The 13,264-nt window shown below is 55.9% G+C and carries 12 protein-coding genes; 8 read left to right on the top strand and 4 right to left on the bottom strand.

What is annotated here, in order from left to right:
• Nucleotides 1-36 precede the first annotated feature (36 nt).
• The 4 genes from ELY38_RS03210 to map form a co-directional block, all read right to left on the bottom strand.
• A complete protein-coding gene (locus tag ELY38_RS03210; protein WP_127060054.1) occupies nucleotides 37-384 on the bottom strand; it encodes a Spx/MgsR family RNA polymerase-binding regulatory protein in 348 nt (115 codons plus the stop codon).
• Between the two features lie 41 nt (nucleotides 385-425).
• The gene (gene dapC, locus ELY38_RS03205) at nucleotides 426-1,622 is read right to left on the bottom strand and encodes a succinyldiaminopimelate transaminase (protein ID WP_127060053.1); all 1,197 of its coding nucleotides are present in this window, start codon (nucleotides 1,620-1,622) and stop codon (nucleotides 426-428) included.
• 131 nt (nucleotides 1,623-1,753) lie between these two features.
• Nucleotides 1,754-4,429 carry a [protein-PII] uridylyltransferase gene (locus ELY38_RS03200; RefSeq protein WP_127060052.1) on the bottom strand — a complete coding sequence of 892 codons (2,676 nt, stop codon included), beginning with the start codon at nucleotides 4,427-4,429 and terminating at the stop codon, nucleotides 1,754-1,756.
• Complete coding sequence (gene map / locus ELY38_RS03195; RefSeq protein ID WP_127060051.1) at nucleotides 4,429-5,220, bottom strand: type I methionyl aminopeptidase; 792 nt, start codon at nucleotides 5,218-5,220, stop codon at nucleotides 4,429-4,431. Before map ends, ELY38_RS03200 begins: the two co-directional genes overlap by 1 nt.
• Before the next feature lie 358 nt (nucleotides 5,221-5,578).
• Here map and rpsB point away from each other — a divergent pair, with 358 nt between their 5' ends.
• The 8 genes from rpsB (at nucleotide 5,579) to rseP (ending at nucleotide 13,198) form a co-directional block, all read left to right on the top strand.
• Entirely contained in the window at nucleotides 5,579-6,328 is a 750-nt protein-coding gene (rpsB, locus tag ELY38_RS03190) for a 30S ribosomal protein S2 (RefSeq protein WP_127060050.1), read from the top strand.
• 218 nt (nucleotides 6,329-6,546) lie between these two features.
• Nucleotides 6,547-7,416 (top strand): translation elongation factor Ts, encoded by an 870-nt coding sequence (gene tsf / locus ELY38_RS03185; protein WP_127060049.1) that lies wholly within the window; start codon nucleotides 6,547-6,549, stop codon nucleotides 7,414-7,416.
• 121 nt (nucleotides 7,417-7,537) lie between these two features.
• A complete protein-coding gene (gene pyrH / locus ELY38_RS03180; protein ID WP_127060048.1) occupies nucleotides 7,538-8,314 on the top strand; it encodes a UMP kinase in 777 nt (258 codons plus the stop codon).
• Between the two features lies 1 nt (nucleotide 8,315).
• Nucleotides 8,316-8,873 carry a ribosome recycling factor gene (frr, locus tag ELY38_RS03175; protein ID WP_127060047.1) on the top strand — a complete coding sequence of 186 codons (558 nt, stop codon included), beginning with the start codon at nucleotides 8,316-8,318 and terminating at the stop codon, nucleotides 8,871-8,873.
• An 86-nt stretch (nucleotides 8,874-8,959) separates the two neighbouring features.
• Nucleotides 8,960-9,751, top strand: coding sequence for a polyprenyl diphosphate synthase (gene uppS, locus ELY38_RS03170; protein ID WP_127060046.1), 792 nt, complete (start codon nucleotides 8,960-8,962; stop codon nucleotides 9,749-9,751).
• Nucleotides 9,744-10,565, top strand: coding sequence for a phosphatidate cytidylyltransferase (locus ELY38_RS03165; RefSeq protein WP_127060045.1), 822 nt, complete (start codon nucleotides 9,744-9,746; stop codon nucleotides 10,563-10,565). The genes uppS and ELY38_RS03165 overlap by 8 nt, the downstream gene beginning before the upstream one ends.
• Nucleotides 10,562-11,758, top strand: coding sequence for a 1-deoxy-D-xylulose-5-phosphate reductoisomerase (gene ispC, locus ELY38_RS03160; protein ID WP_127060044.1), 1,197 nt, complete (start codon nucleotides 10,562-10,564; stop codon nucleotides 11,756-11,758). The genes ELY38_RS03165 and ispC overlap by 4 nt, the downstream gene beginning before the upstream one ends.
• 81 nt (nucleotides 11,759-11,839) lie before the next feature.
• The gene (gene rseP / locus ELY38_RS03155; protein WP_127060043.1) at nucleotides 11,840-13,198 is read left to right on the top strand and encodes an RIP metalloprotease RseP; all 1,359 of its coding nucleotides are present in this window, start codon (nucleotides 11,840-11,842) and stop codon (nucleotides 13,196-13,198) included.
• Nucleotides 13,199-13,264: the final 66 nt, after the last annotated feature.

Raw genomic sequence — 13,264 nt, 5'->3', positions numbered from 1 at the left:
AGTGTCGGTACTGAAGTAAACAAAACGGGCGTCGGGTCAGCTGCTTAGCTTATCGTAATCGCCGGCGCGGTAGCCCACTTTCAAGGCGTCACCGCCAGTATCCAGCAACGGGCGTTTAAGCAGCGTAGGGTGTTCCAGCAGTAGCTGGCGGGCAGAGGTGGCATCCAGGCTGTCTTTATCTTCCTGAGGAAGGTTGCGCCATGTCGTGCTGCGCTTGTTGACGGCGTCCTGAAGCGGTACCCGCTCCAGAATATGTTCAAGCAGCTCCGCGGATAAACCATCTTTGCGCAGATCGTGGGTTTTGAAAGGCACGCCGTTGTCTTCCAGTGCTTTGCGCGCCTTACGACACGTATCGCAGGTATCAATGACATAGAGTGTAAGCATGTAATCTCCATTCGAGCTGTGCGTGCCGTAAACGGTAGGCGTTAACCACATTCGATCAACTGGCGGATACGTTGGGCTGCCTCAAGCGTTGGGGCAAGTTCGGCCACCAGGGCAAGGCGCAGTCGGCCCGCGCCAGGATTAATGCCCTGCGCGTCAGGGCGGCCCATCAAGCTACCGGGTAACACGCTTACGTTCTGCTCGGTATATAGCCGCTGGGTAAACGCAATATCATCGCCATCCGGCACGGCTGGCCATAAATAGAAGCTTGCTTCAGGCGTGGGAAAGTCCATGACGGGCGCAAGCACATCGGTCACCGCGCTGAACTTTTCGCGGTACGCATCACGGTTGGCACGCACATGGATTTCATCCTGCCAGGCAACAATGGAAGCGTGCTGTACCGGCAGCGACATGGCACAGCCGTGATAGGTGCGGTAGCGTTTGAAGGGAGTCAGAATATCCGCATCGCCCGCGACAAAGCCCGAGCGCAGGCCGGGCAGGTTGGAGCGTTTGGAGAGCGAGTGAAACACTACGCAGCGGCGGTAATCATCGCGACCAAGCTCAGCGCAAGCCTGTAACAGCCCAGGTGGAGGCGCGCATTCATCCAGATAGAGCTCGGAGTAGCACTCATCAGAGGCAATGATGAAGTCATGCTCGTCAGCCAGCGCAATCAGCTGTTTGAACGCGCTTAGCGGAGTCACAGCGCCGGTGGGATTGCCGGGCGAGCAGATAAACACGATTTGCACATCACGCCAGGTATCCGGGCTGATGGCCGCAAAATTCGGCTGAAAGCCGGTTTCAGCGGTACAGTTCAAATAAACCGGTTCGCCACCGGCCAGGAGGGTCGCGCCTTCATAAATCTGATAGAACGGATTGGGGACGACCACCTTGGCGGAGCGGGTGCGATCAAGCGCTGCCTGCACAAACGCGAAAATAGCTTCACGCGTGCCGTTAACCGGCAGTACCTGCCGCTCGGTATCAAGCCCTGGAAGTTTAAAGCGCCCGGTAGCCCACTGAGCCAGGGTTTCACGAAATGCTGGCAAGCCGTTGGTGGCCGGATAGCGGGCCATTTCCAACTGGTGCTTAACCAGTGCCTCGAGTGCCGCTGGGTAGGGCGCATGCTGAGGCTCGCCGATCGTCAACGGAATATGCGCCAAATCAGCCCGGGGTGTTAGTTCGGCTTTAAGTGCAGCCAGCTTCTCAAACGGATAGGGATGTAAGGCGGAAAGATCAGAATTCATGGCGTATCCGTTGAGAGCGTTTTGTTGAGCGTGCCCTGCTGGCGTAATAAAACGGCAGGTGTAAGACGCCGATTATAGCAAGCCCCGGTGTGGGCTCAAACTTAAGCGCTATGCATACCGTATTTAAGCGTTTACACGCCTAACACCTCAATCAACCGCTCGCGCAGCTGCTGTTGGTGCAGGGGATCGGTTACCGGCTCGCCCGCTTTGGTGGTGATAAAAAATACGTCTTCCACGCGCTCTCCCAAGGTGGCAATCTTGGCGGTCGAGAGGGCAATATTCTGCTCCATGAAAATACGCCCGACCCGGGCCAGTAGCCCCGGCCTGTCAGGGGCGGTAAGTTCCAGCAGCGTGCGCTCGTTGGCCGGGTCCTGCTCGATCAGTACTTCGGTGGGCACCTTGAAGTGCTTTAACTGGCGCGGCGTGTGCCGGGTAACGATTTCCGGATAGTCGTCAGGATCATCCAGCTCTTCAACAAGATGCTGGCGCATCTCTTCGATGCGATCCGGATCACGGATGGGTTGGCCATTGTTGTCCAACACGATAAACGTATTCAGCGTCCAGTTGTTGTGCGAGGTCACGATACGCGCATCGTGAATCGAGAGTCCCAACTGCTCCATGGCGGCCGCGGTGGCAGCAAACAGATCATCCACCGAGCGGGTGTGAATAAATACTTTCGTGCCGCCTTCGGCCATATCCAGCGTAGGAGCACTGATCAGCACCAGCGGTAGTGGCGACGCATTGTGTGCCAGAATACCCTGGGTCTGCCAGACGATTTCACTGGGCGCGTACTGCAGGAAGTAGTCTTCCCCTAATGATTCCCATAGCGTGTCGATCTGGGCGCGGCCCACGCCGATGGTTTGCAGTAGCGAACGCGCCTCACTGCGCGTTTCCCGCACCCAGTCATCACGGTCTGGCGGGTTTTTAAGTCCGCGGCGCAGGGCGCGCTTGGTCTCGGCATACAACTGGCGCAACAGCGATGCCCGCCAGCCGTTCCATAGCGTGGGGTTGGTGGCGTTGATATCGGCGACGGTGAGCACGTACAGGTAGTCAAGGCGGGCTTCGTTACGTACCACCAGTGCGAAATCACGGATGACATCCGGGTCACTGATATCGCGCTTTTGGGCAGTCATTGACATCAGCAAGTGATGTTCCACCAGCCAGCTGGCAAGCTTTGTATCGTGAGTGGAGATATGGTGACGCTTACAAAACTGCTCTACGTCCCTGGCGCCAATTTCAGAGTGATCGCCACCTCGGCCTTTGCCAATATCGTGAAACAGGCCCGCTATCCATAAAAGGTCCAGCTTGGGTAGCTGGTGAATCAGTGCGGCTGCCACCGGAAATTCATCCTTGGCATCGGGTTTGCGAAAGCCGTGCAGAAACTTCAACAGGCGCAAGGTGTGAGCATCTACGGTATAGATATGAAACAGGTCGTGTTGCATCAGCCCCACGGCACGGCCAAACTCCGGCAGGTACTTGCCGAGAATGCCATAGCGGTTCATGCGTCGCAGTTGGCGCGGCACGTTGCCGGGGGCGCGCAGGATTTCCATGAAAAGTCGCTGGTGGTGAGGATCATCACGGTAGTGATCGTCAATTTGATGGCGATGATCACGGATCAGGCGAATGGTATCAGCGCGTACGCCTTCAATTTCCGGATGCCTGGCCATCAGCAAAAACAGCTCCAGCATGGCAGCAGGCTGCTCGCGGAAGAGCTTGCGCGAGCGGACCTGAATATAGCCGCCCATGGTTTCAAAGCGCTCGTTGAGCTGAACGGTTTTCAGCGTTTGCCTGCCGCGTAGAATGACTTCATCAAAGTGCTGAAGCAGCATGTCGTTAAGCCCGGCAAGCGCTGTGACATGGCGGTAGTAGCGCTTCATGAACTGTTCGACGGCCAGGCGCTCGGGCGTGTCCTTGAAACCGAACAGCTCGGCAATCGTGCGCTGATGGTCAAATAGCAGGCGGTCTTCGGCGCGGTCCGTCAGCATGTGCAGGGCGTAGCGCACCTGCCATAAAAAGGCCTGGCCCTGGCTTAGAATGCGTAGTTCGGCGTCATTCATAAAGCCGTTGGCCACGATATCGACATACTGTTCGGTACCGAAGTGGCGCTTGGCCACCCAGCCAATCATCTGAATATCGCGTAGCCCGCCGGGCGAGCTCTTGAGGTTGGGTTCAAGATGGTATTCAGAGTTGTTGTAGCGGTAGTGGCGGGTAATCTGCTCTTGCCACTTGGCTTCAAAGAAACGATCGGCGGGCCAGATATGCTCGGCGCTCAAGCGCTCACGCATTTTTTCCCGCAGCACCTCTGGGCCTGCAATCAGGCGTGACTCAAGCAGGTTGGTAATCACCGTCACATCCGCAAGCGCTTCCCGCTCACAGTCATTCAGCGAACGCACACTGTGACCGATCTCAAGGCCAATATCCCATAAAAAGGTGATAAAGGCGGTGAGCGGCTCGCGGTAAGCGGTGTCGTCGTCATCTTCAAGCAGTAGTAAAAGGTCGACGTCCGAGTGAGGATGCAGCTCACCCCGGCCATAGCCACCCACGGCAACCAAGGCAATGCCGTCATCCGGCCAGGCGTGTCGTGCCCAAGCGATCGCCAGCAGTTGATCCAGGTACCAGGCCCGCCCGCGCACCAGGTCGCGTATATCCGCGCCTGCCCGAAACCGGTCATCCAGGCGTGCCTGAAGCTCACGCAGCGCCGTTTTAAAAGGCGCAATGGGGGAGCGTGAACCGGCAAGCTCGGTGCGAAATGCTTCTAGGTCATAAAGCGACGTGTCCGGCTCGAACCGGTAGTGGTGGAGGAGCATCAGTTAGTTAAAAAGCTGAAGTCTTCATCGCTACGCGCGGTCAGCACTTCAACGCCGGTATCGGTAACCAGTAAGGTGTGTTCCCACTGTGCCGACAGGCTCTTATCCTTGGTGACGGCCGTCCAGCCATCGCGCAGCACCTTGGTTTTATAGCCGCCCACATTAATCATCGGCTCGATGGTGAAACACATGCCCGCTTCCAGAGTGATGTCAGCCTCCGGTGCGTAGCCATCGTAGTGCAGAATCTGGGGCTCTTCATGGAAGCCCGCGCCAATGCCGTGACCACAAAAGTCGCGGACTACCGAGTAACCGTGCCCTTCGGCGTGTTTTTGAATGGCGCGGGCAAGTTCTGAAAGGCGCACGCCGGGTTTTACCAGAGCAATGCTTTTATATAGGCACTCCTGGGTAATACGACACAGGCGTTCACCCTGAATGTTTTCGCCGATGATAAACATCATGCTGGAGTCGCCGTGGTAGCCATCCGGCGTCTTGACCGTGACATCCAGGTTCATGATATCGCCGTTCTTGAGCTTTTTATTGAAATCTGGAAAGCCGTGGCAGACCACGTGATTCAGGGAAATACAGGTGGCGTGGGTATAGCCGTGGTAGTTGAGTGGAGCAGGCGTGGAACCCAGTTCATTGACAATATATTCATGACACAGTCGGTCGATCTCGCCGGTGCTGACGCCCGCTTGTATATGAGGCGTGATCATTTCAAACACGCTGACGGCTTGGCGCCCGGCTTCGCGCATTTTCTCGATTTCTGAAGGTGTCTTGATAGGAACGTTCATGAATTCTCGATATGGGTTCAGGCTGTAATAGTAAATAAACGTGTAACAGTAAATAGCCGTATTGAGCAGCAAATAACGATCGTAACACGAGCTGCGACTTCATCTTGGCAATGATCTATGGTATAAAGCCGCGCGCTTTCCTGCAATCGCTCGCTCGCTTCTTTAACCCGAGTAGGCGATCATGGAGAGGCGAACAACCCGCAGCGCGTCCCTATTTGGATGTGCTGCTTAATAGCAAGCCTTGAAAACACACATGCACCGGCACATGGTCCCGGGTGCCGCTGGCCGCGTCTGACGCAGTCACCGGTCGGATCCATGGGGTGCGTGGAGGCCTAACCCGAGTTTCAGGAGTTTTACCATGTCTCACGTCAATATGCGTGACCTGCTCAAAGCAGGCGCTCACTTCGGTCACCAGACCAAATACTGGAACCCGAAGATGAGCAAATTCATCTTCGGCGCGCGCAACAAGATTCATATCATCAATCTTGAGCACACCTTACCGGCGCTGAACGAAGCGATCGATGTGGTCGAGAAGATGTCGGCATCCAACAACAAGATTCTGTTTGTTGGCACCAAGCGCAGCGCTAGCAAGATCATCAAAGAAGAAGCGAATCGCGTTAATCAGCCGTTCGTCAACCATCGCTGGTTGGGCGGTATGCTGACTAACTTCAAGACCATCCGTCAGTCCATCAAACGTCTGCGTGATCTTGAAACCATGCGCGAAGACGGCACGTTCGAGAAGCTGACCAAGAAAGAAGTCTTGATGGCAACTCGCGAGCAAGAGAAGCTTGAGCGTTCTATCGGTGGTATCAAGAACATGGGCGGCCTGCCGGACGCACTGTTCGTTATCGACGTTGACCACGAGCGCATCGCGATCAACGAAGCCAACAAGCTGGGTATCCCGGTTATTGGCGTGGTTGATACCAACTCCAACCCCGATGGCGTTGATTACGTTATCCCGGGTAACGATGACTCCATTCGTGCTATCCAGATTTACGTGAAGGCAATTGCTGACGCGTGTGGTCGCGCTAAAGAAGGTCGTCCGGACGAGTTTGTTGAAGTGACCGACGAGGCTGCTTCCGCCGAGACTGACGCTGCCGCCGAGTAAGGCTGCAGTGGGTGCGGCGGGCAGTTGGGCCGCATCGTGACAAGAGGGGGCCTGTGCCCCCTTTTTCCCGCCTTGGATGAACATCCGGGTGGGCCGATTATGCCGGGCACCAGTTGCCGGCAAGCGACCTTCAAAGTGATACATGATGGTCATCTATCGTGTTTATACTCTGTAGGGCGTTTAACTCTCAGCTAGAACCATTTCCGAGGTGAATTCTCATGGCAGCTATCAGCGCCTCTCAGGTCAAGGAACTGCGCGAACGTACTGGTCTCGGCATGATGGAGTGTAAAAAAGCACTCACCGAAACCGACGGTGATATTGAAGTCGCGATCGAGAACCTGCGTAAAAATTCAGGATTAAAAGCCGCGAAGAAAGCCGATCGTATCGCTGCAGAGGGTGTTGTTGTTACCCGTGTAGCAGAAGACGGTAGCTACGGCATAATGGTTGAAATCAACTCCGAGACCGATTTTGTTGCGCGCGATGACAACTTCATCGCATTCGCTGACAAAGTCGCCGGAGCTTTCTTTGCCGCGAAAAGCGAAGATGTTGCCGCCGTTATGGCGGGCGATCTGGAAGCAGCCCGCGAGCAGCTGGTTCAAAAAATCGGTGAGAACATCGGCGTACGTCGTGCTGTTGTTATCAACGCAGTTGACGGTGGCCTGGTTGGCGAATACGTTCACGGTGGCCGCATTGGTGTTCTGACCGTGCTTAATGGCGGAACTGCAGAAGCGGCGAAAGACGTTGCTATGCACGTAGCGGCCATTAACCCAGCGGTTGCTCACCCGGCCGATATGCCGCAAGAGCAGTTGGACCAAGAGAAAGCCATCATCCTGGGTCAGCCAGACATGGCAGGCAAGCCCGAGCAGATTGCTGAGAAAATGGTTCAAGGTCGCCTGAAGAAGTATCTGGCCGAGAACAGCCTGACCGAGCAGGCGTTCGTTAAAGACCCGAACCAGACCGTTGCTGAATTCGTTAAAGCAGCTGGTGGCGAAGTGGTTAGCTTCACGCGTTTTGAAGTGGGTGAAGGTATCGAGAAAGAAGAAGTCGACTTCGCTAAAGAAGTTATGGAACAGGCTGGCCGTCGTTAAGGTCAGACGTTTCAGTCAGAAGATGGCGTGCGCGTAAGCGCACGCCTTCGTGTATCCGGCCCCTGCTAAACGGGGGGTTGCTTCGCCCACCTGTGCCCATGTCTGCCTCAGGAGAAATGCCATGTCACGTGATATTCAAGAGTCTACCCCCCTTGCAACCCCCAGCACGATTGGAAAGTCCAAGTCGAAATACAAGCGTATTTTGCTGAAGCTTTCCGGGGAAGCGCTGATGGGCGAGCACGAATTTGGTATCGACCCTAAAGTGCTGGACCGCATGGCGCTGGAAATTGGCCAGCTGGTGGGTATCGGCGTGCAGGTTGGCATCGTGATTGGTGGCGGAAACCTGTTCCGGGGAGCGGCCTTAAGTGAGGCTGGAATGGATCGGGTCACAGGCGACCATATGGGAATGCTGGCAACCGTGATGAATGCACTTGCCATGCGTGATGCGCTGGAGCGTTCCAATATACGCTCGCGGGTCATGTCAGCGATTCCCATGAGCGGTGTGGTAGAGCATTACGATCGCCGCACGGCGATCCGCTATTTAACGTCGGGCGACGTGGTACTGTTTTCAGCAGGTACGGGCAATCCTTTCTTCACGACCGACTCCGCTGCCTGTTTACGCGGCATTGAAGTCGACGTTGACGTGGTCATCAAAGCGACCAAGGTGGACGGTGTTTATGACAAGGACCCGGTGAAGCACTCAGACGCTGTAAAATACGACCAGCTCACCTACGATGATGCCCTGGACCAAAAGCTGGGCATAATGGATTTGACCGCTATCTGCCTGGTGCGTGACCATGATATGCCGGTGCGGGTATTTGATATGAACAAGCCTGGCGCCCTGCTGAACCTGGTAGTAGGGGGCAAGGAAGGCACGCTGATAGACAAAGGGGAATAACGTGATCAACGATATCAAGAAAGATGCTGAATCTCGGATGAAGAAAAGCGTTGAAGCGCTGCATGGCAACTTCAACAAGATTCGCACCGGGCGTGCACACCCAAGCATTCTGGATGCAGTGACCGTTGAGTATTATGGTGGCCAGGTGCCGCTTAGTCAGGTGGCATCGGTCAACGTTGAAGATGCGCGTACGCTCACTGTGTCCCCTTGGGAGCAGAGCATGGTGCCGAAAATCGAAAAGGCCATCATGACGTCTGATCTGGGGCTGAATCCATCAAGCGCGGGTAACGTCATTCGTGTTCCCATGCCGATGCTGACAGAAGAAACCCGCAAGGGTTACATCAAGCAGGCACGTAGCGAAGCCGAAAACGCTCGCGTGGCTGTGCGTAACGTGCGCCGCGACGCCAACGGTGATTTCAAGTCCCTGCTCAAGGATAAAGAGATTACTGAAGACGATCAGCGTCAGGGCGAGGATGAGATCCAGAAGCTGACCGACAAATATATCGCCGAGATCGACAAGTTGCTCGCTGCAAAAGAACAAGACCTGATGCAGGTATAAATCTCTGCCTTTTATTTAGCCGCGGGTAGCTTGGCTGCCCGCTAGGCCTATGGCTTTACTATGACTGAGCTTTTGTGCGAGACCCCATGACGTCACCGCAGCTTCCCGAAGAACAGCCGAGCGACGCCAGCACGTCACCTTTCATTCCGGGTGAAGTAATGCCGTCGCATGTTGCTATTATTATGGACGGCAATAACCGTTGGGCACGGGCCCGCGGGCTATCCGGTATACGCGGCCATCGTGCAGGCGTAGAAGCCGTCAGAGCGGTGATCCAGCGCGCGGCAGAGCGTCAGGTACAGACACTAAGCCTGTTCGCCTTTTCAAGCGAAAACTGGAAGCGGCCCGCCGCTGAAGTTAATGCGCTAATGGAGCTTTTCTTGATGGCGCTCAAGCGCGAAGTCAAAAAGCTCAACGAGCGTAATATTCGGCTGACAATTATTGGCGAGCAGCGCGGTTTTTCCCATGCTATTCAAAAATATATCCATCGCGCAGAGGCGCTGACTGCCAATAACACCGGCATGCATTTAGTGATCGCTGCCAACTACGGCGGGCAGTGGGATATCGTGCGTGCTGCACGGCAGCTGGCCGAGCAGGTGGCGGGGGGCGAACTGGACCCCGACGATATCGACGAAGCCTGTTTTGATAAAGCAATGGAAAGTACCGAGGTGCCGCCCGTTGACCTGTGTATTCGAACAAGCGGTGAGCAGCGGCTGTCTAATTTCATGCTATGGCAGCTGGCATACGCTGAATTGCACTTTTCGCCCTTGCTCTGGCCCGATTTCGGTGCCGAAGCGCTGGACGTTGCGTTAAACGATTTCTGCAAGCGGCGCCGACGCTTTGGCATGACCGACCAACAAATAGAGGCGCAAGGTGCTTAGACAGCGGATTATCACCGCAGCCTGGCTGGCACCCCTGGTGCTGGTTGGCCTGTTTGGATTGCAGGGGAAGGCATTTGCGCTCTTCACCGCTTTGATGGTGCTGCTTGGTGCCTGGGAGTGGACGAACCTGGCAGGTGTTAGTCGGCAAAGCCGGCGTATTGTGCTGGTCGCCGGGCTTGCCGTTGTAATGCTGCTGATGTGGCTAACCGGCGCTGCGTTTGCGGTATGGCCGTTATGGTGCGCTGCCCTTGGCTGGCTGCTAAATCTTTACTGGGTTATTCACTACCCGGATAAGGGGCAACAATGGCAGGCAACGCCACGGCGTCTGGCAATGGGGCTGTGGGTGCTTGTGCCATGTTGGGTCGGCTTTAATATCCTGCGCGACAGCGGCGCAGTATGGCTCTTGTTTGTGCTGCTGCTGGTGTGGTCGGCCGATATTGGCGCCTATTTTGCCGGACGCCGTTTTGGCAAGCGTAAGCTGGCGCCGCGGGTCAGCCCTGGCAAGTCGTGGGAAGGCGTCATCGGTGGGCTTGCCGCCACCACGATGCTGGCGGTTATGTTTGCACTTTGGCAGTCGCTAACAGTCGGTGTGGGCATTGGTCTGGTGGTTGTAACTGTTGCTGTAACGCTCGTTTCAGTGTTGGGCGATTTACTGGAAAGCATGCTCAAGCGCTATCGCAATATCAAGGATTCGAGCCAGCTATTGCCAGGTCACGGCGGCGTTCTGGATCGCATTGATAGCCTGACGGCGACAATTCCTATCTTTACGCTGCTCTATTTACCGGTTCTTCAAGGACAGGTGCCGCCCCTATGAGTCAACCGTCTTGCCAGTGGATTACCGTGCTTGGCTCAACCGGCTCTATCGGGATCAGTACGCTGGATGTGATTGCCCGTCACCCAGATCGTTACCGGGTGTATGCGCTGACCGCGCATACCTCCAAAGAAGCGCTTCTGGATCAGTGCTTGGCGCATCATCCCCGCGTGGCGGTACTCAATCATGCAGACGATGCCGATTGGCTGCGCCGGGCCCTTGATGATGCTGGCCAGCCGACAGAAGTACTGACGGGCCGCGAAGCGCTTTGCCAGGTTGCCCGTGAAGCCTGCGTGGATGCCGTCATGGCTGCGATTGTTGGAGCAGCCGGGTTGTTGCCCTCACTAGCAGCCGCAGAAGCGGGCAAGCGCGTACTGCTGGCCAATAAAGAGGCGTTGGTGATGAGCGGGGCGCTGTTCATGCAGGCTGTTGAACGCTCCGGCGCCACGCTTTTGCCCATCGATTCCGAGCATAACGCTATTTACCAGTGCCTGCCGGCGGCGCATCGCGGGGGGCTTGAGCGTTACGGTGTCCGCCAGTTGCTGCTAACGGCATCGGGCGGCCCTTTTCGTACCTGGAGCGCGGCCGAGGTTGCCAATGCCACGCCTGATCAGGCCTGTGCTCACCCTAACTGGTCGATGGGGCGCAAGATTTCGGTTGATAGTGCCACTATGATGAACAAGGGCCTTGAGCTGATTGAAGCGTGCTGGCTGTTTGACGCAGCGCCCGAGCAAATTCAGGTGGTAGTTCATCCGCAGAGTGTGATTCACTCAATGGCGGCGTACATTGATGGCTCGGTCATTGCCCAGTTGGGTAACCCGGATATGCGTATCCCGATTGCCTATGGACTGGCCTGGCCTGAACGCATTGAGGCTGGCGTGGAAACTCTGGACCTGTTTCAAATCGCGCAGCTGGATTTTGAAGCACCCGATGAAGCGCGTTTTCCCTGCCTGCGTCTGGCGCGTGAAGCCATGCAGAAGGGCGGCGCAGCCCCAGCCATTCTCAATGCAGCCAACGAGGTCGCTGTCGAGGCGTTTCTGGCTGAAAAGCTCAGCTTTGGAGAAATAGCCGAAGTGGTAGAAAATGTCGTGTCGCAGCCCTATGCAGGCAATGCCGATACTATTGATAACGTATTGGCAGCAGACCAGTGGGCGCGTCAGCAGGCAGTACAAAAGGTTATGCAACTAGCGGGTTAGGCAGTACCGCACCGGATAATGGAAGGCAAGTAGGTCGCTTAAGCATCAGCGGCTGTTGTGCATGGTGCTAAGGAGTTCATTGTGGGCCTGTTACAAAACGTTTTAGCGATAATCGTCGTGCTGGGGTTGTTGATCACCTTTCACGAGTTTGGTCACTTCTGGGTGGCACGCCGCTGTGGCGTCAAGGTATTGCGTTTTTCAGTTGGCTTTGGCAAGCCGCTGTGGTCTACCGTCGATCGTCAGGGTACAGAGTACGCCTTAGCGGCCATTCCGCTGGGCGGCTACGTCAAAATGCTGGATGAGCGTGAAGCGCCCGTATCCGAAGATCAGCTTGACCAAGCCTTTAACCGCAAAAACGTTTGGCAGCGCATCGCCATTGTCGCTGCCGGTCCGTTGGCAAACTTCCTGCTGGCCATCGTTGCCTACTGGGCACTGTTCGTATACGGAACAACAACGGTCGCCCCAATGGTCGGCGATGTTCTGCCCAATTCCCCGGCGGCAGAAGCAGGCCTTGCCCATGGTGATGAAATTATCGCCATCCAGAATGACCCCGTGCGCTCCTGGGAAGAGGTTAACCTAAAGCTTATCTCCATGATTGGTTTTAGCGGCACGCTGACCATCAATGCCCTACCCGAGGGTAGTCGCAATGAACGCGCCTACGCACTTGAAGTCAATAATTACCTGACTCGCCAGGACCCTCCGCAGCCGCTGCAATCGTTGGGCATGACGCCCTGGCAACCGGAATTTCCGGCCGTGCTGGGACAGGTGTTAGAGGGCGAGGCGGCGGCGAATGCAGGACTGCAGGCGGGTGATCGCATTGTTGCCATTGATGAAATGCCGGTGGAAGACTGGATGCAGTTTGTCACCATTATCCGCCGCAGTGCTGGTGAAACGCTGAGCATCACCTACCAGCGCGGTGGCGAGCAGGGCGAGCTTTCGCTGACGCCGGGTAGCAATCAGCTGGAGAGTGGCGGCGAGGTTGGGTACATTGGTGCAGGCGTCGAGCCTGTGTCGTGGCCTGAGTCGCTCCAGCGTGAAATTCGCTACGGGCCGATTGAAGCAGTAGGGCAGGCGCTAGCACGGACGGGCGACATGGTGCTGCTCACGGTAGATGCTATCCGCAAGATGCTGGTCGGGCTTATTTCGCCTTCCAACCTGTCAGGCCCGATTACAATTGCGCAGATTTCAGGTGATTCAGCTCGGGCAGGCATTGAAGCCTTTGTCGGCTTTCTTGCCTATCTCTCTATCAGCCTCGGCGTGCTTAATTTACTGCCTATTCCGGTGCTCGATGGAGGACACTTACTTTACTATTTTGTCGAAATCGTGCGTGGGCGGCCGGTCTCTGAACAAACCCAGGCAATCGGGCTACGTATTGGGCTTGCCATGGTGGGCGGCCTGATGGCGATGGCTCTGTATTTTGATCTGATGCGCCTTTGGTAATGACGCGTGTAGCGCGCAGGATGTCTTGTCATCTGCCTGCACAAATGTATATGGTGCTTATCTGGA

This window comes from Vreelandella nanhaiensis (assembly GCF_003990185.1).
GTDB lineage: Bacteria > Pseudomonadota > Gammaproteobacteria > Pseudomonadales > Halomonadaceae > Vreelandella > Vreelandella nanhaiensis.
The sequence above is the reverse complement of the archived record's forward strand: the minus strand, read 5'-3'. Positions and strand labels throughout refer to the sequence as shown.